Source organism: Stenotrophomonas maltophilia, from assembly GCF_001274595.1.
Taxonomy (GTDB): domain Bacteria; phylum Pseudomonadota; class Gammaproteobacteria; order Xanthomonadales; family Xanthomonadaceae; genus Stenotrophomonas; species Stenotrophomonas forensis.
This window is the reverse complement of the sequence record NZ_CP011010.1, coordinates 4,545,772-4,568,449: the sequence shown is the minus strand read 5'-3', so window position 1 is coordinate 4,568,449 and position 22,678 is coordinate 4,545,772. Positions and strand designations below refer to the sequence as shown.

22 protein-coding genes are annotated in these 22,678 nt (G+C 66.8%); 16 read left to right on the top strand and 6 right to left on the bottom strand.

What is annotated here, in order from left to right; all coding sequences use genetic code 11:
* Window positions 1-93 precede the first annotated feature (93 nt).
* The 4 genes from VN11_RS20750 (at window position 94) to VN11_RS20735 (ending at window position 4,654) form a co-directional block, all read left to right on the top strand.
* Complete coding sequence (locus VN11_RS20750) at window positions 94-942, top strand: DUF4123 domain-containing protein (protein ID WP_148565002.1); 849 nt, start codon at window positions 94-96, stop codon at window positions 940-942.
* Complete coding sequence (locus VN11_RS20745; protein ID WP_053451112.1) at window positions 939-3,131, top strand: T6SS effector BTH_I2691 family protein; 2,193 nt, start codon at window positions 939-941, stop codon at window positions 3,129-3,131. Before VN11_RS20750 ends, VN11_RS20745 begins: the two co-directional genes overlap by 4 nt.
* Before the next feature lie 61 nt (window positions 3,132-3,192).
* Window positions 3,193-3,645: a hypothetical protein gene (locus VN11_RS20740; RefSeq protein ID WP_053451111.1), complete on the top strand. Its 453-nt coding sequence runs from the start codon at window positions 3,193-3,195 to the stop codon at window positions 3,643-3,645.
* Window positions 3,646-3,649: 4 nt separating this feature from the next.
* Window positions 3,650-4,654, top strand: coding sequence for a DUF6708 domain-containing protein (locus VN11_RS20735; protein ID WP_148565001.1), 1,005 nt, complete (start codon window positions 3,650-3,652; stop codon window positions 4,652-4,654).
* A 45-nt stretch (window positions 4,655-4,699) separates the two neighbouring features.
* On the opposite strand, the gene VN11_RS20730 is transcribed toward VN11_RS20735, so the two are convergent.
* Window positions 4,700-5,488 (bottom strand): AraC family transcriptional regulator, encoded by a 789-nt coding sequence (locus tag VN11_RS20730; protein ID WP_053451109.1) that lies wholly within the window; start codon window positions 5,486-5,488, stop codon window positions 4,700-4,702.
* 77 nt (window positions 5,489-5,565) lie between these two features.
* On the opposite strand from VN11_RS20730, the gene VN11_RS20725 reads away from it, so the two are divergent.
* Window positions 5,566-5,820: a hypothetical protein gene (locus tag VN11_RS20725; RefSeq protein ID WP_053451108.1), complete on the top strand. Its 255-nt coding sequence runs from the start codon at window positions 5,566-5,568 to the stop codon at window positions 5,818-5,820.
* A gap of 69 nt (window positions 5,821-5,889) precedes the next feature.
* Here the strand turns inward: VN11_RS20725 and VN11_RS20720 are convergent, their stop codons facing one another.
* Together VN11_RS20720 and VN11_RS20715 are read right to left on the bottom strand one after the other, a co-directional pair.
* The gene (locus tag VN11_RS20720; protein WP_006475839.1) at window positions 5,890-6,891 is read right to left on the bottom strand and encodes an energy transducer TonB; all 1,002 of its coding nucleotides are present in this window, start codon (window positions 6,889-6,891) and stop codon (window positions 5,890-5,892) included.
* Window positions 6,892-7,092: 201 nt separating this feature from the next.
* Window positions 7,093-7,734 carry a TIGR00645 family protein gene (locus tag VN11_RS20715; RefSeq protein ID WP_053451107.1) on the bottom strand — a complete coding sequence of 214 codons (642 nt, stop codon included), beginning with the start codon at window positions 7,732-7,734 and terminating at the stop codon, window positions 7,093-7,095.
* A gap of 110 nt (window positions 7,735-7,844) precedes the next feature.
* Here VN11_RS20715 and VN11_RS20710 point away from each other — a divergent pair, with 110 nt between their 5' ends.
* The 4 genes from VN11_RS20710 (at window position 7,845) to VN11_RS20695 (ending at window position 13,356) form a co-directional block, all read left to right on the top strand.
* Window positions 7,845-8,534, top strand: a complete 690-nt coding sequence (locus tag VN11_RS20710; RefSeq protein WP_053451106.1) for a glutathione binding-like protein — start codon at window positions 7,845-7,847, stop codon at window positions 8,532-8,534.
* 188 nt (window positions 8,535-8,722) lie between these two features.
* A complete protein-coding gene (locus VN11_RS20705) occupies window positions 8,723-10,948 on the top strand; it encodes a S9 family peptidase (protein WP_053451105.1) in 2,226 nt (741 codons plus the stop codon).
* Between the two features lie 25 nt (window positions 10,949-10,973).
* Entirely contained in the window at window positions 10,974-11,489 is a 516-nt protein-coding gene (locus VN11_RS20700) for a cytochrome c oxidase assembly factor Coa1 family protein (RefSeq protein WP_049455984.1), read from the top strand.
* A gap of 67 nt (window positions 11,490-11,556) precedes the next feature.
* The gene (locus VN11_RS20695) at window positions 11,557-13,356 is read left to right on the top strand and encodes a DUF885 domain-containing protein (RefSeq protein ID WP_049455985.1); all 1,800 of its coding nucleotides are present in this window, start codon (window positions 11,557-11,559) and stop codon (window positions 13,354-13,356) included.
* Between the two features lie 223 nt (window positions 13,357-13,579).
* Here VN11_RS20695 and VN11_RS20690 read toward each other — a convergent pair whose 3' ends face one another.
* The gene (locus tag VN11_RS20690; protein WP_053451104.1) at window positions 13,580-14,047 is read right to left on the bottom strand and encodes a hypothetical protein; all 468 of its coding nucleotides are present in this window, start codon (window positions 14,045-14,047) and stop codon (window positions 13,580-13,582) included.
* Between the two features lie 184 nt (window positions 14,048-14,231).
* On the opposite strand from VN11_RS20690, the gene VN11_RS20685 reads away from it, so the two are divergent.
* From VN11_RS20685 to VN11_RS20670, 4 genes are all read left to right on the top strand, one after another.
* Window positions 14,232-14,480, top strand: coding sequence for a hypothetical protein (locus tag VN11_RS20685; RefSeq protein ID WP_006475755.1), 249 nt, complete (start codon window positions 14,232-14,234; stop codon window positions 14,478-14,480).
* A gap of 122 nt (window positions 14,481-14,602) precedes the next feature.
* On the top strand, window positions 14,603-15,520 hold the full coding sequence (locus VN11_RS20680) for a bestrophin family protein (protein ID WP_053451103.1): 918 nt from the start codon (window positions 14,603-14,605) through the stop codon (window positions 15,518-15,520).
* A gap of 19 nt (window positions 15,521-15,539) precedes the next feature.
* Window positions 15,540-16,529 (top strand): porphobilinogen synthase, encoded by a 990-nt coding sequence (gene hemB, locus VN11_RS20675; RefSeq protein WP_053451102.1) that lies wholly within the window; start codon window positions 15,540-15,542, stop codon window positions 16,527-16,529.
* Window positions 16,530-16,561: 32 nt separating this feature from the next.
* Complete coding sequence (locus VN11_RS20670; protein ID WP_040006915.1) at window positions 16,562-16,831, top strand: hypothetical protein; 270 nt, start codon at window positions 16,562-16,564, stop codon at window positions 16,829-16,831.
* Window positions 16,832-17,002: 171 nt separating this feature from the next.
* Here VN11_RS20670 and VN11_RS20665 read toward each other — a convergent pair whose 3' ends face one another.
* Entirely contained in the window at window positions 17,003-17,866 is an 864-nt protein-coding gene (locus VN11_RS20665; protein WP_053451101.1) for a PD40 domain-containing protein, read from the bottom strand.
* A gap of 48 nt (window positions 17,867-17,914) precedes the next feature.
* Here VN11_RS20665 and aroE point away from each other — a divergent pair, with 48 nt between their 5' ends.
* From aroE to dinG, 3 genes are all read left to right on the top strand, one after another.
* Complete coding sequence (gene aroE / locus VN11_RS20660) at window positions 17,915-18,760, top strand: shikimate dehydrogenase (RefSeq protein ID WP_053451100.1); 846 nt, start codon at window positions 17,915-17,917, stop codon at window positions 18,758-18,760.
* A 3-nt stretch (window positions 18,761-18,763) separates the two neighbouring features.
* On the top strand, window positions 18,764-19,117 hold the full coding sequence (locus VN11_RS20655) for a hypothetical protein (RefSeq protein ID WP_053451099.1): 354 nt from the start codon (window positions 18,764-18,766) through the stop codon (window positions 19,115-19,117).
* Window positions 19,118-19,272: 155 nt separating this feature from the next.
* Window positions 19,273-21,375 (top strand): ATP-dependent DNA helicase DinG, encoded by a 2,103-nt coding sequence (dinG, locus tag VN11_RS20650; RefSeq protein WP_053451098.1) that lies wholly within the window; start codon window positions 19,273-19,275, stop codon window positions 21,373-21,375.
* Window positions 21,376-21,467: 92 nt separating this feature from the next.
* On the opposite strand, the gene VN11_RS20645 is transcribed toward dinG, so the two are convergent.
* Entirely contained in the window at window positions 21,468-22,640 is a 1,173-nt protein-coding gene (locus VN11_RS20645) for a DUF418 domain-containing protein (RefSeq protein ID WP_053512154.1), read from the bottom strand.
* Between the last annotated feature and the right edge of the window lie 38 nt (window positions 22,641-22,678).

The following is a 22,678-nucleotide window of genomic DNA, read 5'->3' as shown; positions in this document are numbered from 1 at the left end:
AAAGTGGGGCGATTGCGCGAACTGTCGCGTCTGCCTCTTAACGCCTCAGGTGCAGGGTCCTACCGTGGAATCACACTTTCCCACCGTGATCCAATGGACCTGGACTCACCAGACGCGGCCCCTGTCGACATGGGGCACCGCACCTTCCTCGCGCAGACGCATGGCATCGTCGATCCGACGCAGGTCGCTGCCGCACAGTTCGCCGATCTTCCCGTCGAACCGCTGAACCCACCGCTGCTGGGCAGGCGACTGCACAATCCCCCCTTGCTGGTGCCACTGCATGCACTGCCTTGGCAGACGCGGCTTGAACTGCTTGAGCGGGCCGATGCCCAGCTGCGTGATCGCGGCCGGCCGCTGTTCTGCACCCTGCTTGAGAGTGACGTACCGGACCGGGTCCGAAACCATCTGATGAACCGGATGGCCCTTCTGCGACCGCATGCCGGAAGGGTGTTGTTCCGCATCCACGACGCACGGGTGTTCCGACACCTTCGGTGGCTGCTGGGTCCTTCGCAGATGGCACAGTTGATGGGACCGATCTCGGCATGGACCTGGCATGAGCCGCTGGGCAACACGTGGCGTACTCACCCGCGGCCGGTTGCCGAGGGTCCGCCCGGCCCTTTGATCCATCCGGACCAGTGGAGTGTTCTGGCCCAGGTCGCCTGCATCAATGGTTGCCTGAGAGATCTTTCCGAAGAGAGGGGCGGCCATGCAAGCACGCTGCTGCCTGCGGTGCTGCAGGCGATCGGCGAAGCCCAGAGCATGGGGCTGCAGGATCTGGACGATCAGCAGGTGTATGCGTGCCAGCGACTGCGCGGCACCGGGGATCCGGCCGAGCAGGCGGCACTGAACCTGCGGCTCCAGCGTGTCCATCAGCAGGGGATGTCCTATCGCATGGCCTGCGAACTGGAACGCCAACACGGTCTGCAGACGGAGGCGGCATGACTGGACTCGAAAGCGATCCCGACTACTGCCCGAACTGCATCACGTCCGGATTGCCGCTGCTGCTTGCGCGCTACGCGGTGGCGCGGGCAGATGCGGAGGTCCGTGAGGCGGCGCCGGTGCTGCAAGCGCCATTCGATGGCGTTGCGGGCGAGCAGCCGTTGCCGGAAGTGTCTGCACGTTATGCACTTAGCCTCCTGCGCGGCGGCTATGTCTACAGCTACCACCAGGCGCGCGATGAGTGGAGGGCATGGCAGTTGAATGAATACGGCGACCTCAGTGCGTTCGACATCCGCGACCAGACCCCGCCGCCGCAGAACGATACACGGCCGGCGAGGTGCTCGCGCCACGGCGAAACGCTGCTGTCCAAATGCATCATCGTGCCCGATGCCGCCCAGGCAACCCTGTTGTGGCTGGCCTACAGCAGCGCACCGTGGACGCGCAGGGTGTGGGGGATGCACCAGGACCCCGCCTATCGCCAGCGGCACATGCGATGCATTGACGTTGCCGCGTGGCGGGCCGGTGGGCAGCCGCAGCCACACCTTGCCGAACTCGGGCAAGCTCCCGCGCTGGTGGCTGAACTCCATCTCGCCAAACCATCCACGACATTGACAGTCTCCCGCAATGATCGGGGAGTGCAGGGCATACCGGCGATCAACGCAGTTCCCGGTGTGCATGCGTTCGAATACAGCCTGGATCAATGGGCAAACTACTCCACCGCGCAGGTCGACCAGTTGATCGCGCAGGCAGGCATTGCTGCTGGCCACCCGCAGGTATCGCCGCCTGCGCTGGTGGCGCTGGACGATCCGATCGGCATCATTTCCGATCTCAACCAGCTCGCCATCGAACGCATTCTTGAATGGGAGGCCGAGCCTGAGCGGCGGGAGAGGGTCCAGTCTGCCTCGTCCATCTCGCTGATGGAGGGCGCCGTGCGACAGGGGGCCTTCGAAGAAGTCGGGTACCGCCGCAGGGAAGCGGCCCTGTTCGGTCGTGGCGTGGTCAGCATACTGGGCGGAAAGACCAACGCGGAGCAGCTGGCCAGGCCACTGCAAGCGTGGAATCACGACATATTTGCTGTCGAGGATGAGGAGGCGGTGCTGGCCCAGGCAGAGAAGTCCTGGCGCAAGTACAGCCGTCACCTGCGCAAGGCCGATGCGCATACCCACTGGTTGAAGAAGATCTACGCGCCTGCGCAGGAGCGGTTCTATGAGCACACCGTGGCCGATCTTGATCGGGCAATGATCGCATGGTGGCAGGCGCCTGCCTTCAAGCAGCACATGCAGAGCAACTTCGACAGCAAGGACAGCACCAGCGGGGTGCTCTACCAGGAAGTCGTGACCAACCTGCTGCGTGACTCAGCCTCGCGCGGCCTCATCATGGGCTATCTGCTCGAGCAGCTGCAGCTGGAAGATCTGCAGGACCCCGGAGCCATCCTCCTGCGAGCACAGATGTGGAACCAGGATGCGTTGCTGAAGACCTGGAAGCAGACCATGGAGAAGGCCAGTGTCGCGCCGGGCACGCGGGACTGGCTGACAGCGGCCAACGGCCTGTCCAACGCGCTCAAGGCACTGCTGGATGCAGAATCCGCCGGAAAGCTGAGTGCGATGTTCCAGGGGACGGCACGGCTGGTGGAGCAGCTTTCAGGGCCACTGACGCGAATGATCGGAGCCGGCGTCAGGAAGGCGTTCGAGGGCAGCGCCATGCTGTTGCCCACCCGGATGCAAGTGGGGATGCTGACCGCACTCGCCCAGTCGGCATCGCCGGATGCCGAGCTGGTGGACCTGAGCGGATACACGACGCCCAAGCGCGCGCGCAATGCTCTGGCGATGGCCGTCAGCGAACGCGCAGGCTTGAACGCGGCCAGCCAAGCACGCGCGGTGGCAGCGCACGCCGTTGCTGCGGCTGATGCCGATATGGACGGAAAGCGTTTCAGGATCGGACTCGTTGCCCTGGTGGACAGCGACCAGTTGCGGTTGTTCAAGGCGCTGAACGCGAAAGCGGTGATCACCGGAACGTCGCGCCATGCAGAGCTGTCACGAACGCTGACCACCGTCGATATGTATGACGCGATACGGGGCAGCTTCGCCAAAGTCGGTAAACCCCTCGTTCGCCTATGGCACGGCCAGCCTGGTATTTGCCTCCGCCAGTCTGTTCGAACTGAGTCGGCAGTACAGCAAGGCACTGCCGCGTGACCGCCCGCTGCTGGGCGCCAACTTTGCCGCTGGGGTGGGTGCGCTGGTGGGAGACTCGGCGATGCTGTTGGGTGAGATCGGATCGAAGTTGCCCTGGTTCTCGCAGAAGCTGGCGGAGCCGTTGGGGCGATGGGCGGCCTATGCTCAGACTCGTGCAGCAGCCGTCTACGCGTCGGGGCGGTGGTTGAGTGGGATTGCTGGCATGGTGTTGGGCGGATTGACGATCTATGAAGGGGCGCGTGAGTCCAAGCTCAATAAAGCATACGGTTTTGGGCTCGGTCTCAGCGGTACATTGTCAGTAGTGTCCTCCTTGCTGGTTCTGTTCGGCATGGCTATACCGTTAGCGATCATTCTGATGATCATCGCGGCTGCCATAACTGTGGTTGTCGCGTGGTTCAAGCCGGACGACACCGAACGCTGGATGGATCGGGCGCTTCACTTCGGAAAGAATGCCGCTGGGGAGTTCCAAGGGGTAGATGAGCAGATGCATGAATTGAAAAGAATCAGGTTGTAACCAGATGCTTACTGGGTGGGTTGCGAAATTTCCGAAAGATCGTGGGCTGGATCATGTCGAGAGGCGTGCTGCGCTCAAGAATGATGATTTTGGAAAGTCAGTTCCTGATGACGCCTTCGGCCTGATTCGCTTCAATTCGACGTACATTGAATTTGTTGATAGGACTTTTAAGGTTAAGGGTATGGCGCACTGCATTGCTGCGCTCGTTGGATGCACTATCGGCATATGGATGTTCCTTGCATTTGCACAGTCTGCTTCGGAGACCGAAGAGGGTGTCATCGGCAGCGGCGGTTATCTCGCCATCGTGGCGGTAATGTCACTTGGCATCATCCTTCCTACGTGGCTTATATATCTGAGACATGACCTCTTCCAGTACACCCACTACCCGGTCCGCTTCAATCGCATCACCCGCAAGATCTACTTCTTCAGGCACAACGGCCCTGGAGGCGTGACGGTCGTGCCCTGGGGTTCGCCTTACGCTTTCTTCCACATCGGCCGGGGCGCACAGAACCGTGAGCTGCGTGATCTCAGGTGTCACCTTCTTGACCGCAATCAGCAGATACAGCAGACCTTCACCGTCGGACACTTCTGGCATCACGACGATCACATTCTCGAGGAATGGGCGCTGATCTGCCGCTATATGCAGGACGGCCCGGAAAACTGTTACGACGACCCACGTGACAGGGTTATCACGCTCTCGTCGGACCCAACGATCCGCAACTGCTGGCTGATGGTCATCCTGATGATGGGCACGGCACTGATGCCGCTGCGTACCAACCTGATGTTCCCGGTCTATGGCGCACTCACGCTCTGCCGGTGGCTGACTTTCAAGACCTGCCACAAGCCGGTCTTCCCACCTGAGATCGAGGCGGAATGCCAGATTGATCCTGAGGATCCCTATCGACTTCCAGAGCCAAGGTTCATGGCTGAATTCGCCAGCGATCCGGACATCTATGCGCGGGCGTTGGAGCGTCACAAGGAACGGATGATGTGGCGTCCAGAGGAGTAGCATCTCTGGTGTGGCCGGCCCTTTTCCGGTCCACCATGCCAAGTCTCACCCCGCACCATAGCGTGCCGGTGTCACGCCCATCTCACGCTTGAACACGGCGATGAATGCACTGGGTGTTTCATAGCCCATCGACAGCGCGACTTCGATGACCGTTTCGCCTGACAGCAGGCGCGGTAATGCCAACAGTACGCGCAACCGCTGCCGCCAGTGGCTGAGCGGCATGCCCGTTTCGGCCAACCAATGGCGAGCCAGGCTGCGGCCAGACAGGCCGCTGGCAGCGGCCCAATCCTGCACGCTGCGCGGATCATGTGGCGCGCGGGCCAGCGCGGTGGCGATCCGTCGCAGGCGGCGATCGCGTGGCTGCGGCAGTGCCAGCGGCAACGGAAGACCAGCTGCGATCTCATCGCCAATTACTCCGGCCAGCCTCAGCTGCGCATCCCCCAATGCGCCGTGCCTCCACTGCAGAGCGCGTGGCACCGCCGCCTGCAGCAGCATGCTGGGCTGGAACACGCGCGGTACAGTGGGCAATGGCGCGCAGGCCGAAGTACTGAAGTAAAGGCTCCAGCCGTCGAAGTCACCGAGGCTGGCCAATGCATGCGGCAGGCGAGGCGGGACCCACGCGACGTGTCCCGCCGGAAGCAGCCAGTGCTGGTCGCCGGCTTCGATGCTCATAAGGCCGCGGCGCGCACCCAGCAGCTGCCCGCGTGCGTGCTGGTGACGCGGCGTGCGTCGCGTCCCTGGCATGGTCAGCTGTACGCCCAGCAGCCACGGCCCTGTGGCCGCATCGGCCAGTGCGGGATCGATCAAAGGCACTTGGGTTGGCTGATCTGCCATATAGGTTGGCAGTTATACGGCAGAACGGTCGAACTGCAAGCCTGAGACTGGCGGCCCATCCCAAGGAGCCCATTCCCATGAAACCGCAGGACATCCTCCCCGATAACCAGGACGACATGCACGTGAACGGCCTGACCGTGCGCAAGGGCAGCGTCGGCGCTTTCCTCGCCAGCGTGCGCGACTGGCAGGATCCTGCGGGCAGTGCTGCCACCCGTGCCGCGGCAGAGGTCGATCTTCGCGATCTGCTGCCGGCATTGCACGCGCTAGGCCTTTTCAGAGTAATGACGGCGCGCGATCCGGTCCTGCAACGGCTGATCGACGCGGCAGCCTGAAAAACACAAGGCCCGGGCATGCCGGGCCTTGATCCAGACCGCCGGGCGTGGCCCGGCGTTGCCGCGGCATCAGCCGCCCGGCGCGAACACCAGCGTACGGCGGGTGGTAACCGGGGCGCTGACCGGCTCGAAGCGCCAGCGCTTCACTGCGTTGAGGGCTTCGCGGTCGAATACGCGGCCGGGCGTTGCGCGCAGCACGCGTGCGTTCACCACCGAGCCGTCGGTGCCGACGGTGATCTCCACCAGCACTTCGCCCGAGGTGCCCGAGCGCAGGGCCTCGCCCGGATAACGCGGCGCCGGCGTGCTGACCGGGCGCAGGGTCGGTGCAGCCGGGGCCGCAGCCTGGCGTGCGGCGCTGGCCTGCTGCGCGGCGGCCTGCTGCTGCTTCTGCTCGGCTTCACGACGGGCGGCGGCCTGGCGCTCGGCCTCCTGCCGTTCGTTGTCGCGGCGTGCGGCATCCTGCTGCGCGGCAATCTGCTTGGCGGCATCGGCTTCCTTGGCGCGTTGCTCGGTCAGACGCTGCTGCTCGGTCTGCTGCTTGCTGCGGTCCTCGGCGTCCTTCTTCGCCTTTTCGGCTTCCGCTTCGGTGCGCTTGGCGGCGTTCTGCACGCCCTTGGCCAGGCCTTCCTTCAGGCGCGGCAGGGCCGGCGCGGACGCATCCACTTTCTCGATCAATGCCACCAGGCGCTGCGCCTCGGTGTAATCCTCGCGCGCCAGATGCTGCTCGGCGGCGATCAGGGTGTAGGGCAGCAGGTCGGTCAGCGCACTCTTCACCGAGGCGTCGTCTGGCGTCTTGTCACGCAGGGCGAGGTAGTACTCGATGGCGTTGTCACCGGCCGGCGCGTACATGCGGTTCTCGCGCAGCGCCTGGCTGGCCGATTCGCGCAGCTGTTCGGTACCCATCGACTGCACCTTGGCAGCGACCACCGGAGCGGCCGGTGCAGCAGCGGCCGGTGCCTTGTCCGGCGCGGAAGCCGGAGCTTCCTCCTTGCCCGAGCAGGCGGCCAGCGCAAGTGCCAGGGCAACCGGCAGCCACCGGCGCGCGGCGGTGATCATTGAGACGTGCGACATCCTGCTCCCCTCTAGAAGACGACGTGACGTAAATCATTGATATGCATGGCCGGGACCTGCGGTCCGGGCGCGGCTGGGTGACGTTTCCCGACGCCACCGCCGGCAACGGCGAGGGTGCAATCTAGCATCCCGGCCACCGCCGCGTACAAGGGGCGGTGGCCGGGACAGGCAACGGCGGTCAGGCCGCTGCCGGCGCCGACCTCAGTGGTCGTGCGCCTTGTCGTGTGGCTTGCTGTGGCTGTTGGACATCAGCTTGTCGGTCCAGGCGATGCCGATCGCCGACAGGATGAACACGCAGTGGATGATGGTCTGCCAGAGCACGCCTTCCTGGGTCATCGTCGTGCAGGTCTCGACGCCAGCGCTGTAGAAGCTGGTCGAAGCCGACGACACCGCGGCGGCCCATTGTTCCGGCTTGCACAGCGGCAGGCCCTTCAGCGCGCTGGTGGCGATGAACGTCTTCAGCAGGTGGATCGAGGAAATGCCGATGATCGCCATTGCCAGCTTCACCTTCAGCACGCTGGCATTGACGTGGCTCAGCCATTCGGGCTGGTCCGGATGGCCTTCCAGGCGCAGGCGCGAGACGAAGGTCTCGTAGCCGCCAACGATCACCATCACCAGCAGGTTGGAGATCATCACCACGTCGATCAGGCCCAGCACGATCAGCATGATCTGCTGTTCGCCCATCGAGACGGAGTGGGACAGCAGGTGCCAGAGCTCCTTGCCGAACAGGAATACGTAGACGCACTGGGCAAGGATCAGGCCCAGGTACAGCGGCAGCTGCAGCCAGCGCGAGGCGAAGATCAGCGAGGACAACGGGGACAGGGGACGAGGACTGTGGCTCATGCAGGACAGTGCGTTTCGGGGGAGCCGCGAGGTTACCGACCCGCCATGACGGTGCCAACCCAACTCTCGCACTAGACTCCAGGTTCCTTTCCGCACCCCGAGCCGCCGCCATGATCGACCTGTATTACTGGCCAACCCCGAACGGCCACAAAGTGACCCTGCTGCTGGAGGAAACCGGCCTGCAGTACCGCATCCACCCGGTCAACATCGGCTCGGGCGACCAGTTCAAGCCGGAATTCCTTGCGATCTCGCCCAACAACAAGATGCCGGCCATCGTCGACCAGGCCCCAGCCGATGGCGGTGCCCCGCAGAGCGTGTTCGAGTCCGGCGCGATCCTGCTGTACCTGGCCGAGAAGACCGGCCAGTTCCTGCCCAGCGACCCGCGCGGCCGCGTCACCACCCTGGAATGGCTGTTCTGGCAGATGGCCGGGCTGGGCCCGATGAGCGGCCAGATGGGTCACTTCAATGTGTACGCGCCGGAGAAGATCCCGTATGCGATCGAGCGCTATGACAACGAGGTGCGCCGCCTGCACGGGGTGATGGACAAGCGCCTGGCCCAGCACGCCTTCCTGGCCGGTGATGAATACACCATCGCCGACATGGCCAGCTACCCGTGGATCGGGGCCTACGACAAGATCCCCGTCGATTTTTCCGCGTTCCCGAACCTGAAGCGCTGGCATGAAGCGATCGCCGCGCGCCCGGCCACCCAGCGCGCCTACGCCCTGCGCCAGCAGGTGAACCCGAACGCCGGCAAGCCGCTCAGCGACGAAGAACGCAGGCACCTGTTCGGCCAGCGCTGACCCGGGACGGCGTCATCCACGCATGGCGTGGATCTACTGGTGGTGGGTGCCGACCGTTGGTCGGCACTCGTCGGCACTCCGTATGGGCAAAAGGTCATGCTGTCTTCCCGCACGGGCTTGGTTAGGATGGGGGACGACCGCCCCGCATCCATCGTGGTGGGCGGACCTGCCGTTTGCCGGGATTCTTCATGCGCCACCTGTTCGCTTCGCTCGCCCTCATGCTCGCCACCAGTACCGCCGCCCACGCTGAAAAGCTGACCCTGGAAGCCATCACCGGCCCGCTGCCGTTGTCCGGCCCGACCCTGATGAAGCCCAAGGTGGCGCCGGACGGGTCGCAGGTCAGCTTCCTGCGCGGCAAGGACAGCGACCGTAACCAGCTGGACCTGTGGACCTACGACATCGGCAGCGGCCAGACCCGCCTGCTGGTCGACTCCAAGGTGGTGCTGCCGGGCACCGAGACCCTCAGCGATGAGGAAAAGGCCCGCCGCGAGCGCCAGCGCATCGCCGCGATGACCGGCATCGTCGATTACCAGTGGTCGCCGGACGCGCAGCGCCTGCTGTTCCCGCTCGGCGGCGAACTGTATCTCTATGACCTGAAGCAGCAGGGCCAGGCCGCGGTTCGCCAGCTGACCCACGGCGAGGGTTTCGCCACCGATGCCAAGCTGTCGCCGAAGGGCGGTTTCGTCAGCTTCATCCGCGGCCGCAACCTGTGGGTGATCGACCTGGCCAGCGGCAAGCAGCTGCAGCTGACCCGCGACGGCAGCACCACGATCGGCAACGGCGTGGCCGAATTCGTCGCCGATGAAGAGATGGACCGCCACACCGGTTACTGGTGGGCGCCGGACGATTCGGCCATCGCCTTCGCGCGCATCGACGAGTCGCCGGTGCCGGTGCAGAAGCGCTACGAAGTCTATGCCGACCGCACCGACGTGATCGAGCAGCGCTATCCGGCCGCGGGCGATGCCAACGTGCGTGTGCAGCTGGGCGTGATCGCGCCGGCCGCCGACGCACAACCGCGCTGGGTCGACCTGGGCAAGGAACAGGACATCTACCTGGCCCGCGTCGACTGGCGCGATGCGCAGCACCTGAGCTTCCAGCGCCAGTCGCGCGACCAGAAGCAGCTGGACCTGGTGGAAGTGGCACTCGATTCCAACCGCCAGCGCGTGCTCGCCCACGAGACCAGCCCGACCTGGGTGCCGCTGCACAACAGCCTGCGCTTCCTGGAAGACGGCAGCGTGCTGTGGTCGTCCGAACGCACCGGCTTCCAGCACCTGTACCGCATCGACAGCAAGGGCAAGACCACCGCGCTGACCCGCGGCAACTGGCCGGTGGACGAGCTGCTGGCGGTCGATGAGAAGGCCGACAAGGCCTACTTCCGCGCCGGCATCGAGACCTCGCGCGAAAGCCAGATCTACGCGGTGTCGCTGCAGGGCGGCGAGCCGCAACGGCTGTCGAAGGCGCCGGGCATGCACAGTGCGAGCTTCGCCCGCAACGCCAGTGTCTATGTCGACAGCTGGTCCAACAGCAGCACGCCGCCGCAGATCGAGCTGTTCCGCGCCAATGGCGAGAAGATCGCCACCCTGCTCGAGAACGACCTGGCCGATCCCAAGCACCCGTATGCGCGTTACCGTGACGCGCAGCGCCCGATCGAGTTCGGCACGCTCACCGCCGCTGATGGCAAGACGCCGCTCAACTACAGCCTGATCAAGCCGGCCGGTTTCGATCCGTCCAAGCGCTACCCGGTGGCGGTGTACGTCTATGGTGGCCCGGCCAGCCAGACCGTCACCGACAGCTGGCCCGGCCGCGGTGATCACCTGTTCAACCAGTACCTGGCCCAGCAGGGCTACGTGGTGTTCTCGCTGGACAACCGCGGCACCCCGCGTCGTGGCCGTGACTTCGGCAGCGCGCTGTACGGCAAGCAGGGCACGGTGGAAGTGACCGACCAGCTGCGCGGCGTGGCGTGGCTGAAGCAGCAGCCGTGGGTCGACCCGGCACGCATCGGCGTGCAGGGCTGGTCCAACGGCGGCTACATGACCCTGATGCTGCTGGCCAAGGCATCGAACCAGTACGCCTGCGGCGTGGCCGGTGCGCCGGTCACCGATTGGGGCCTGTACGACAGCCACTACACCGAACGCTACATGGACCTGCCGGCGCGCAATGAAGCGGGCTACCGCGAAGCGCGCGTACTGACCCATATCGAGGGCCTGCGTTCGCCGCTGCTGCTGATCCACGGCATGGCGGACGACAACGTGCTGTTCACCAACTCGACCAGCCTGATGAGCGCGCTGCAGAAGCGTGCCCAGCCGTTCGAACTGATGACCTACCCGGGCGCCAAGCATGGCCTGTCCGGTGCCGATGCGCTGCATCGCTACCGCGTGGCCGAAGCCTTCCTGGGACGTTGCCTGAAACCCTGAACCACAGCCGGGAAGGAGCCCGCCGATGACCCTGCCACCGCCGATTCCCGCTCATCAGCAGCGATCTGCTGGCTGGTGGTGCCGCCACTGGCGCTGGGCGATGCCGTTGACCGTGGTGCTGGTGCTGGGCACGGTCGGTGGCGTGGTGGCCTGGAGCGTGCTGGGTTGGAGCGAGGCGGCGCGCGAGAGCCCGCCGATGCGCGAAGCACTGCGCCGCGCCGGCTGCAGCATCGAGCTGGTGGACGCGTTCGGCGAGCCGCTGCGTGCCGGGTCGATGCCGCTGGGCAGCATGCAGACCGCGATCAACGGCCAGCGTGATGTCGGCCTGACCGTCTCGCTGGAAGGGCCGCACGCGCACGGCCGGTTGTTCGTGAAGGGCACCCGCAGCGATGACGTGTGGGATTATCCGGTGATGTACGTGCTGGCCGAGGACAAGCAGACCTTCGACCTGACCGCGCTGGATGATGATGAAGCCGCGCACGAATGCGAGCTGCAGGCCTGCCGTGATCGTGGCGAGTGCCCGCTGACCGCCGCATTGTGACCTCCGGCCGATTGTCGCCATGGCCCTGAACGCGTAGGGTGCGGGCAACCCTGTCCTGGAGTGCACCATGAAGCCGATCGCGTTGGCCGTTGCCCTGGCCCTGACTGCCGCCCCGCTGCTGTCCGCACCGCCGGCCTTGGCCGCACCCGCCGCCAAGGCCACCACCCCGGCCAGCCCGGCCTGGGTCGCCCGCAGCAATGCGCTGGCGCAGATCCTGCTGGATGCGCAGGGGCCGTTCCAGCCGGAAGAAACCGGCTTCTTCGGCGTGCCCGGCTACGACGACAAGGTGGCCGACCTGGGCCCCGACAACGGCAAGCGCTACCGCGCCGCGATGGCCAAGGCACGCGACGAACTGAAGGCGAAGCTGGCCACCGAGCAGGATCCCAACGTCCGCCAGGACCTGGAGATCATGATCCATGCCGCCAGCCAGAACATCGAAGGCAGCGAGCTCAACGAGAAGTACCTGCTGCCGTGGAGTGATGCGCCGCAGACGGTGTTCAGCGGCCTCAACCTGCTGTTGTCCGACCAGGTGCCGGCCGAGCGCCGGGCCAAGGCGGTCGACCGCCTCAAGGCCTATGCCGGCCTGCAGCCGGGTGGCACCGCCTTCACTACGCTGGCGCGCCAGCGCTACGAAGAGCGGCTGAAGGACAGCACGCTGCTGCAGCCGACGAAGATCGAAGTGCAGCAGTCGCTGGACAACGTCGAGACCTACATCACCGGCATCGAGTCGCTGCTGAAGAAGTACCAGATCGCCGGTGCCGACGAGGCGATGAAGACCCTGGCCGGGCAGATGAAGGACTATGCGGCCTGGACCCGCACCGAGGTGCTGCCGAAGGCACGTGCCGACGCGCGCCTGCCGGCGCCGCTGTACGCCTACCAGCTCAAGCAGGTCGGCATCGACATCGACCCGAAGCTGCTGATGCAGCGTGCGCAGCTGGAGTTCATGGAAACCCGCTCGGCGATGCAGCAGCTGGCGCCGCTGGTGGTGAAGGACAAGGGCCTGAAGGTGGCCGATCCGAGTGACCCGGTGGCGGTGATCCGCGCGCTGAAGGCCGACAAGATCGCTGACGATCATCTGGAAGGCCATTACCGCAAGGTGATCGATGCGATCGATCCGCTGATCCGCGAGCACGCCATCGTCGACGTGCCCAAGCGCGCGATGCAGATGCGCCTGGGCTCGGCCGCCGAGAGCGCGGCCAGCCCGGCCCCGCACTTCCTGCCGGCACCGCTGGTCAACAACACCGGGCAGCAGGGCACCTTCGTGCTGCCGCTGGGCAACCCGGCCGCGGGCCCGGGCGCGCAGTACGACGACTTCAACTTCGGGGCAGCGGCATGGACGCTGAGTGCGCATGAAGGCCGCCCGGGCCACGAGCTGCAGTTCACCGCGATGGTCGAGCGCGGCATCTCGCTGGCGCGCACCATGTTCGCGTTCAATTCGGTGAACGTGGAAGGCTGGGCGCTGTACGCGGAAGCCGAGATGGTGCCGTACGAGCCGCTGGACGGGCAGATGATCGCGCTGCAGTTCCGCCTGCTGCGCGCCGCACGCGCGATGCTTGACCCGATGCTCAACCTCGGCCTGACCGACCGTGCCAACGGCGAGCGCGTGCTGATGGAGCAGGTCGGCCTATCCAAGGCGATGGCCACCCAGGAACTGGATCGCTACATGGTGCGCATGCCGGGCCAGGCCGGCAGCTATTTCTATGGATATACCCGGATCCTGGAGCTGCGCATGCAGACCGAACTGGCGCTGGGCGCGAAGTTCGACCGCCTGGCGTTCAACAACTTCCTGCTCGACCAGGGCCTGCTGCCGCCGGACCAGCTGGCCGACGCGGTGAACAAGGTGTTCGTGCCGAAGTACAAGCGCTGAGCATCGCCGGGTAATGCCGGCCACTGCCCGGCAATCGCCGTCTGTAGATGCCGACCTTGGTCGGCGCCGTGGGTTTCGTGCCAACCAAGGTTGGCACCTACCAGAACGATGCGTCGTCTGTTGCAGGGGTAGTGCCGGCCGCTGGCCGGCATTCCCTTGGCGCAGGAAGCATTCCTGAGGTTGCCGGCCAGCGGCCGGCACTACCGGCGCTGACCCGGGAAGGTCACCGCTGCGGCGGCGGAGGCGTGATCACCTGCGTCGGCAGCCGTGCCGGCGGCTGCGGATTCGGTACCCAGATCGCGACACCGGCGGCGCGCTTCTGCGTGGTCGGAATGCCGATGCCGACGCCGCCACCGACATGCGAGCCGAACGTACCGGCGCCCACCGACATGCCCACCGGCGAACCGCTGCTGCCCACGCCCACCAGCACCACACCATTGGCACCCAGCGCCGCAGCCTCGCGCTTCAGGCGTGCCACGGCGGCATCGGTCTGGCCCTGGGTGCCGAAGCCCACCGCGGATGCCGATTCCAGCTGCGCGATTTCCTGGGAGCCGGCCGGCGGCGTCGAATAGATCTGCACCTGGGCCGGGTCGATCGGCGCGCGGGCACGGCCCAGCATCACCTTGGACGTACTGGCACAACCGGCGGCGGCCAGCAGCATGGCCGCCAACGCGGCCCAACGAATGTTCATGGCATCACCCCTGCAGGACTGGTTGCGATCATCGGCGGGCCACTCTGAATCGGGGCCAACACCCGGGCCAGGGCACGCTCCACCGAACGCTAGCACGGCCCTGGTGACAGCCCCGCCAATGGCAGTAGGCGGCAGCGGCGGGAACGTCTATGGTGGGCCCAGGAACCAACGGCGGGAGAGCGGCATGGGTGTGATCAGTCTGTTGTGGGGCGTACTGGCGCTGTTGTGGATGATCCTGGCGCTGATTCCGCTGCTGGGCTGGGGCAACTGGTTCCTGATCCCGTTCGCTGCCGTCGGCGCGGTGATCGCCGCGCTGGGCATCCTGTTCACCCACCCGAGCAAGCGCGGCCGGGCCTGGGCCGGACTGGTCCTGAACGGCATCGTGGTGGTGGTCGGCATCCTGCGCCTCGGCCTGGGCGGCGGCGTGATCTGAGCCCGTCCCCGGGTGCGACAGGGCGTCGCAGGCACACGGCCCACAGCCGGGCAGGGGCGTACAATGAATGGCTGCGCGAGCCCCCCGCGTGCCTGTGAATCCGCGCCCGGCGCGGCTGCCCCATGATCATCCGACCCCGTCCCCACGGCTGGCAACTGCTCTACATCCTGCGCGGTTCGATCGTCAAAGCGATCGCCCCCAAAGTGCTGGCCATCCTGGTTCTGTCCATTGCCGTGGCCGCGGTGGTGGAACTGGCGCCACCGACCGGCATCGAGCGCGTTTCGGTCACGCCGTTCACCCTGCTCGGCCTGGTGCTGTCGATCTTCCTCAGCTTCCGCAACAGCGCCTGCTATGACCGCTGGTGGGAAGGCCGCAAGCTGTGGGGCCAGCTGGTCTTTGAATCGCGTTCGCTGGCCCGCCAGGTCAATCTGCTGCTGGCCGATGACCATGGCCGTCGCCGCCGCATCGCCTATGTCACCACGGCCTTCGCCCATGCCCTGGCCGGGCGCCTGCGCGGGCGCATCGTGGCCCTGATGGCCCTGCCGTGGCTGGACAAGCGCCAGCGTGAACAGCTCGGCCAGCGTGAGAACGTGCCTGACGCGCTGCTGTCGATGATCGCCGCCGAACTGGCCCAGGCCCTGCGCGCCGGTGACCTCGACCCGATCCTCTACGCCCAGCTGGAGGAGCGCCTGCACGCGATGTCGTCGATCCAGGCCGGCTGCGAGCGCATCCTCACCACACCACTGCCGTTCGCCTACACCCTGCTGCTGCACCGCTGCGCGTGGATGTTCTGCGTGCTGCTGCCGTTCGGCCTGGCCAGTTCGCTGGGCTGGGGTACGCCAGTATTGTCGGCGGTGCTGGCTTACGCCTTCTTCGGCCTGGACCAGCTGGGCGAGGAAATGGAAGACCCGTTCGGCCTGGAGCCGAACGACCTGCCGCTGGACGCGCTGGTGCGCACGATCGAGATCGACCAGCTCGACGCGCTCGGCGAACGCCCCTTGCCCGAACCCCTGCTGCCGCAGGGCTACCTGTTGCAATAGCCACTCCTCGGAGCCTGCCATGTCCCACCCGCTTTACCGCCCGCGCCGCATGCGTCATGACGAGTTCTCGCGCCGCCTGATGCGCGAGAACACGCTGACCACCGACGACCTGATCTACCCGGTGTTCGTGCACGAGCTTGCCGGCCGCACTGCGGTGCCGTCGATGCCGGGCGTGGAGCGGCTGTCGATCGAAGAACTGCTGAAGGTGGCCGAGGAAGCGCTGGAACTGGGCATTCCGGTGATCGACCTGTTCCCGGTGATCGACCCGTCGCTGAAGTCGCTGGACGCGTCGGCGGCGTGGGCCGAGGACGGCCTGGCGCAGCGGGCGATCCGCGCGCTGAAGTCGCGTTTCCCGGAACTGGGGGTGATGACCGACGTGGCGCTGGACCCGTACACCACGCATGGCCAGGACGGCATCATCGATGACAAGGGCTATGTGCTGAACGACATCACCGTCGACGCACTGGTCAAGCAGTCGGTGTCGCATGCCGAGGCCGGTGCGGACATCGTCTCGCCGTCGGACATGATGGACGGCCGCATCGGTGCGATACGCCGCGGGCTGGATGTCTCCAACCACATCAACGTGCGCATCATGGCCTACTCGGCCAAGTACGCTTCGGCGTTCTATGGCCCGTTCCGTGATGCGGTGGGCAGCGCGGCCAGCCTCGGCAAGGCCGACAAGAAGACCTACCAGATGGACCCGGCCAACGGCGACGAAGCCCTGCGCGAAATCGCGCTGGACCTGGAAGAGGGCGCCGACATGGTGATGGTCAAGCCGGGCATGCCCTACCTGGATCTGGTACGCCGGGTCAAAGAGACGTTCGGCGTGCCGACCTTCGCTTACCAGGTCAGCGGCGAGTACGCGATGATGAAGGCCGCCTTCGCCAACGGCTGGCTGGACGAGCGCGCCTGCGTGATGGAGTCGCTGCTGGGCTTCAAGCGGGCCGGTGCCGATGGCGTGCTGACCTATTTCGCGCCGCAGGTGGCGCGATGGCTGCGCGAGCGCTGACAATGGCGCGACGATAGACGGAGGAAAGCGCGATGGGACCCGAACTGGGATGGATGCAATGGCTGATCTGGGGCATCGGTACGCTGGTGTTCGGCGCCATCATTGTCGGTGTCTTCATCGCGGCCTGGCGGGCCGGCAAGCGCCCGCCGGAGCAGCTGTCGGCGGCCCGCCACGTGGCCCGTGAGCAGGCCCTTCCGGACAGCGTGCAGGCCGAACTGGCCGCGCTGAACCAGCGCAAGGACAATGGCCAGCTGAGCGAGGTCGAGTACGAGCAGCAGCGTGCCAGGGTGTTGTCGCGCTGACGGCGATGCTCTGGTAGTGGCCAACCTTGGTTGGCGGTTTTGCTTCTGTGCCGACCAAGGTCGGCACCTACCAATCGATCATCCACGCTGGGTGCCAACCTTGGTTGGCACCTTCCTGCATGCCAACCAAGGTTGGCATCTACCAGACGGCCATCCACGCATGGCGTGGATCTACTGCACGCACCCGGGCACCGCCGCCACCTTCGGCACCGCCAACCGGTACACATCCACGCCGCCGGCACGCGGCGCCTTGGCCGCACTGCTGGCGACCAGCATCTCGCCGGGCTTGGCGTTGTCGATCACCGGCGCACCGGTCCAGCCGCCGGGCTGGTTGAACGACAGCCCCAGCGGCTGCAGCGCCACGCCGCTCCACGCGCAGCCGCTGCTCCAGACCTGCGCGGTCGCGCCGCTGCCGCGGCTGAACACCACCGCGCCATCATTGCCGAGCCAGTCAGCGTCGGTCTCGTCCTCGGCGCTGTTCAACGCGCCCAGTGCGGTGGCCCGGCCACGCACGCCCTGCGCGTCCAGCGGCGCCACGAACAGATCCCAGCCTGCGCCACGTCCCTGCTGGCGGGCAAACAGCAGGCGCTGGCCATCCGCGCTCAGGGCCGGCCCGCGCTCTTCCCGGCGCCCGCCATCGCCGGCCAGGGCCTGCGCAGCGCCCAGCCGGCCATCGGCGGACAATGCCGCGCGATACAGCGCCAGCGTGCCTTGGCGGCCGGCCGCGAACAGCAGCCAGCGCCCATCGCGGCTGAGGTAGGGATCGCGGGCCTCACCGGCCACGTCCACCGGCAGGGGCTGCGCCTGCTGCCAGCGGCCATCGGCCACGCGCGCTTCCCACAGGCCCCAGCCGGACTCGCTGCGGCGGGCGAAAACGATGCGCTGGCCATCGGCACTGATCGTGGCGCGGCCCTCGTCGGCGCGGGTCGAGACCACGCCCATGCCTTCGATGCCGTACTCGTTCAACGCCATCGCCACGGGGGCAGAGAGTAGACTGGCGGCGAGCACCAGCAGGGGCGGGGTGATGCGCATCATCCGGGTCCGTGCACGAAAGAGCATCAGTCTAGCCAGCTTGAGGATTCCATGACCGACCGTTACGCCGTCTTCGGACACCCCGTTGCCCACTCGAAGTCGCCGCAGATCCATGCGACGTTCGGTCGCCAGGAAGGCATCGCGGTGGATTACCGCGCAATCGACCTGGCCCCGGATGCATTCCTGGCCGGTCTGGAGGCGTTCGCCGCCGAGGGCGGTGTCGGCGCCAACGTCACCCTGCCGCACAAGGAAACCGCGTTCTCGGTGTGCACCACGCTGACCGCACGGGCGCGCCGCGCCGGCTCGGTCAACACCCTGCTGCGCAAGGGCGACCGCTGGCACGGTGACACCACCGATGGCATCGGCCTGGTGCGCGACCTGACCGACCGCCACGGCCTGGACCTGCGTGGCCGCCGCATGCTGCTGATCGGTGCCGGTGGCTCCGCACGCAGCGTCGCCCCGGCGCTGCTCGATGCCGGCATCACCGAGCTGGTGGTGGTCAACCGCACGCCGGAACGCGCCGATGAACTGATCGATGCGATGGGCGAACCGGGCCGCGCGATCAGCCGCTACTGGGAAGACCTGCGCGACCTCGGCGACTTCGAGCTGATCGTCAACGCCACCTCGGCCGGTCGCGACCGCAATGTCGAGTTCAAGCTGCCGCTGTCGCTGGTCAATTCGATGACCACCGCCGTTGACCTGAACTACGGCGAGGCCGCCATCGCCTTCCTGGCCTGGGCGCGCGCGGCGAACTGCCGCAATACCGTCGATGGCCTCGGCATGCTGGTCGAACAGGCCGCCGAGAGCTTCCTGCAGTGGCACGGCGTGCGCCCGCAGACCGACGAGGTCTACCAGTCGCTGCGCCAGGGTGCGGCCGTGCTGACCGGCGAGGACTGAGCCATGGACAGCACCGCCTTGCTGGTGACCGTACTGAGCATGGTCGGCGTACGCCTGCCGGTGCTGATCGCACTGTGCGTGGGCCTGGTCTGGGTGGTCGGCGCGCCGCGCGATGCCACCCGTACCGGCGCGCTGGTCGGCCTGCTGCTGTTGCTGCTGTCCTGCCTGGGCGGCCTGGCCGCCGGCATCCTGCCGATGTGGCTGGTCAGCAGTGGCAACTTTGGTGCCGTGTCGGGCATGGGCGCCGTGCTCGGCGTGCTGCACTTCGCGCTGGCGTTGGTCGAGGCCATCGGCGTGGTGCTGCTGGTATGGGCGCTGGTGCGCCTGCTGCGGCTGCGCGGCAACCCGGTGCAGTGACACCCCGGTGACGGCCCTGGGCCGTCGCCTGTAGCGCCCGGCGTGTTCATCCCGCTGCTCGGCGTCGTCGCTGCCCCGTTCAGGGTGCCAGCGGCGGCGGACGTGGCCGGCCATGCGACAATGACCGGCCTGATCCAGCCACGGTACTTCCCGGCGTGACCGAAACCGTCGCCGCTCCGCGCACGCTCGATGACCCCTTGAAGGACGCGATCCGCAAGGCGTACACGACGCTGCAGGCCAATACCCCCGGCTTCTCCACCCGCCGCTCGCAGAGCCAGATGATCGGCGTGGTGTCGCGTGCGCTGTCGAAAAGCGGTGGCGTCGGCGTGGTCGAGGCGCCGACCGGCGTCGGCAAGAGCCTGGGCTACCTCACCGCGGGCGTGCCGATCGCGCTGGCCAGCAAGAAGAAGCTGGTGATCAGCACCGGCACGGTGGCGCTGCAGTCGCAGCTGGTCGAGCGTGATATCCCGAATTTCCTCAAGGCCACCGGCCTGGAAGCGACGGTGGCGCTGGCCAAGGGCCGTACCCGCTACCTGTGCACGCGCAATGCTGCCGAGGCGCAGGGCGAGGGCTCGCAGGGCGGCATGTTCGAGGATGACGCGCCGCTGTTCGACCGGCCGCTGGCGCCGATCGAGATGGACATCGCCAAGCGCCTGACCGATGCCTTCACCGGCGGCAGCTGGGATGGCGACATCGACAACGCGCCGGAAACCATCAGCCCCGGCCTGCGCAGCCGCATCACCACGCCGGCTTCGGGTTGCGCCGGGCGCCGCTGCGCCTATTCGGCGCAATGCGCGGTGCTGCGTTCGCGCAATACCGTGCGCGACGCACAGATCGTGGTCACCAACCATGCGCTGCTGCTGTCGGCGTTGTCGATCGGCGACAGCGACAACGGCCAACCGTTGATCGCGGCGCCGTCGGACATGCTGCTGGTGCTGGACGAAGGCCATCACATCGGCAACGTGGCGATCGACCAGGGCGCGGCCAGCCTGGCGCTGGACGAGATGGCCAAGCGCACCGGCCGCCTGCAGATCCTGATTGCCGGCGCCTACCGCGCGGTCGACAAGGACCGCCTCGGCAACCTGCTGCCCAACGAAGCGATCGAGATGGCCAGCAACGTGGCCAAGCAGCTGCGTGCCTTCCGTGACCACATCGAACGGGTGTGGATGCCGGCGCCGGCCGACGAGGAACCGATGTGGCGCGCCGCCAACGGTCGCCTGCCCGAGGCCTGGCGCGAGCCGATCGAAGCGCTGGCCGACGATACCCGCAGCCTCTACAACTGGGCGCATGCGGCCACCGCGCAGGTGGCCAAGGGCAAGCCGGACGATGCCGCGCGCGAGCGCCTGCAGCGCAACCTGGGCATGGCGCTGGAGATGATCGAGCAGCAGTACAACCTCTGGCAGGCGTGGCGCCGCGAGGACAAGGACGGCGCGCCGCCGATGGCGCGCTGGGTCACCGCCACCCGCGACGGCGACCTGGTGCTGCACGGCTCGCCGGTGTCGGCTGCGCACGTGCTGCGCAAGCTGCTGTGGGACGAAGTGGATTCGGTGGTGATGACTTCGGCGACGCTGACCGGCGGCGGCGATTTCCAGTCGCTGGCGATCGACAACGGCATTCCTGAAGAGGCCGAGATGGTCTCGCTGTCCTCGCCGTTCGACCTGCCCAACCAGGCCGAGCTGATCGTGCCGAAGTTCCCGGTCACGCCGGACGACCGCGAGGGCCATCCGCGCGAAGTGGCGCGTTACCTCGACACCGAGCTGGACTGGGCCAAGGGCTCGATGGTGCTGTTCACCTCGCGCTGGAAGATGGAGAAGGTGGCCGGCCTGATGCCGGCCGCGCGCCGCAAGCAGGTGCTGGTGCAGGGCGAGATGTCCAAGACCCGCTTGATCGACGAACACCTGCGCCGCGTCGCGGCGGGCGAGGGCTCGGTGCTGTTCGGCCTGAACTCGTTCGGCGAGGGCCTCGACCTGCCCGGCGAAGCCTGTACCACGGTGGTGATCACCCAGGTGCCGTTCGCGGTGCCGACCGACCCGCAGACCGCCACGCTCAGCGAGTGGTTCGAAGGGCGTGGGCTCAACGCCTTCAACCTGATCGCGATTCCGCACGCGCTGCGCACGCTGACCCAGTTCGCCGGCCGCCTGATCCGCACCTCCACCGACACCGGCCGCGTGGTCATTCTCGATTCGCGGCTGCTGACCCGCCGCTACGGCAAGCGCATCATCGACGCGCTGCCGCCGTTCAAGCGCGTGATCGGCTGACCGGTAGTGCCGGCCGCTGGCCGGCAAAACGGGGACGGAGGGGATTAAGACGCAAATGGCACAAACGACCTGATCCGTTCCGTCCCCGATGGCTAGCGCCGCAGTGGCAGCCATTGTCCTTCGCTGGCGCTGCGCCACAGCCATTCCACCGGCCCGAAGCGATGGTCGCGCAGCCACCACGCACTCGCCCACAGCTGCAGCGGGAACACCACCGCTGCCACCAGCAGCACCGGCCACAGCCCGTGCTGCGGGCCGATACCCCACCCGAAGCCGGCAAACAGCGGCACGCAGATTGCGCTTTGCAGCAGGTAGTTGCTCAGTGCCATGCGCCCGGCCGGGACGAACACGCGCAGCACGCGTTCGGCCCATGGGCGCAGATAGAGCAGGGCGAAGATGGCGGCCGCCGCGATGCCCAAGGCCAGTGGCGCAACGCGGTACGACACGCGCAGCAGGTAGCCGGGAACGCCCGCACGCAGCGCCGGCCATGCCTGCTTGAGCGCATCGGCGTGGGCATCGATCCACAGGAACGCGGCCGTCAACAGCAGCCCACCAAGGGCAATCGAGCGCAGCAGCGGCCGGTGTGCCTGCGGCTGCTGAAGCAGGCCGCGACGACCGGCCCAGTAGCCCAGCAGGAAGCGGCCGAGCACGAAGAACAGCAGTGCCCAGTTGCTCAGCTTCAGCCATGCCGCCAGCTGCAGGTTGTGCCACCACGCCTGGGCCAGGTTGCCGTGCGCCAGTGCCTCGAGCGCTGTGGCGTTCATCTGCGCGCGCGGTGTGAGCAGGGCCACCCATTCGCGGATCCACGGCGACAGCAGCGGCGGCAGCAGCAGGGCGATGAACAGGCCACTGCACAGCAGGGCACGATCGCCCAGGTGCCGGAACAACGGCAGCAGCAGGCCGACCAGTGCGTACACCAGCAGGATGTCACCCCACCACAGCAGCACCGAATGCAGCAGGCCGATCACCAGCAGCACCGCCATCCGCCGCAGGTGCGCGGCCATGCTGCCGGGCGCATGGCCGTCCATCTGCATCGCCACGCCCATGCCGAACAACAGCGAGAACAGGGTGATTGCCTTCATGTCCACCAGCCATTCCATGCCGGTGCGGATGGCCTGGTCGAGTGCCGCGCTGGGCAGCGCCTGCTGCGCGGCCTCGGTCATCAGCGCATCGAGCGAGAAGAAGCGCAGGTTGACCAGGAACACGCCGAGCAGCGCGAATCCACGCAGGGCATCGATGAGGGGCTGGCGCGGCGGGCGGTGGGTCATGCCCTGCAGCGTACCGGATCGGTAGTGCCGGCCGCTGG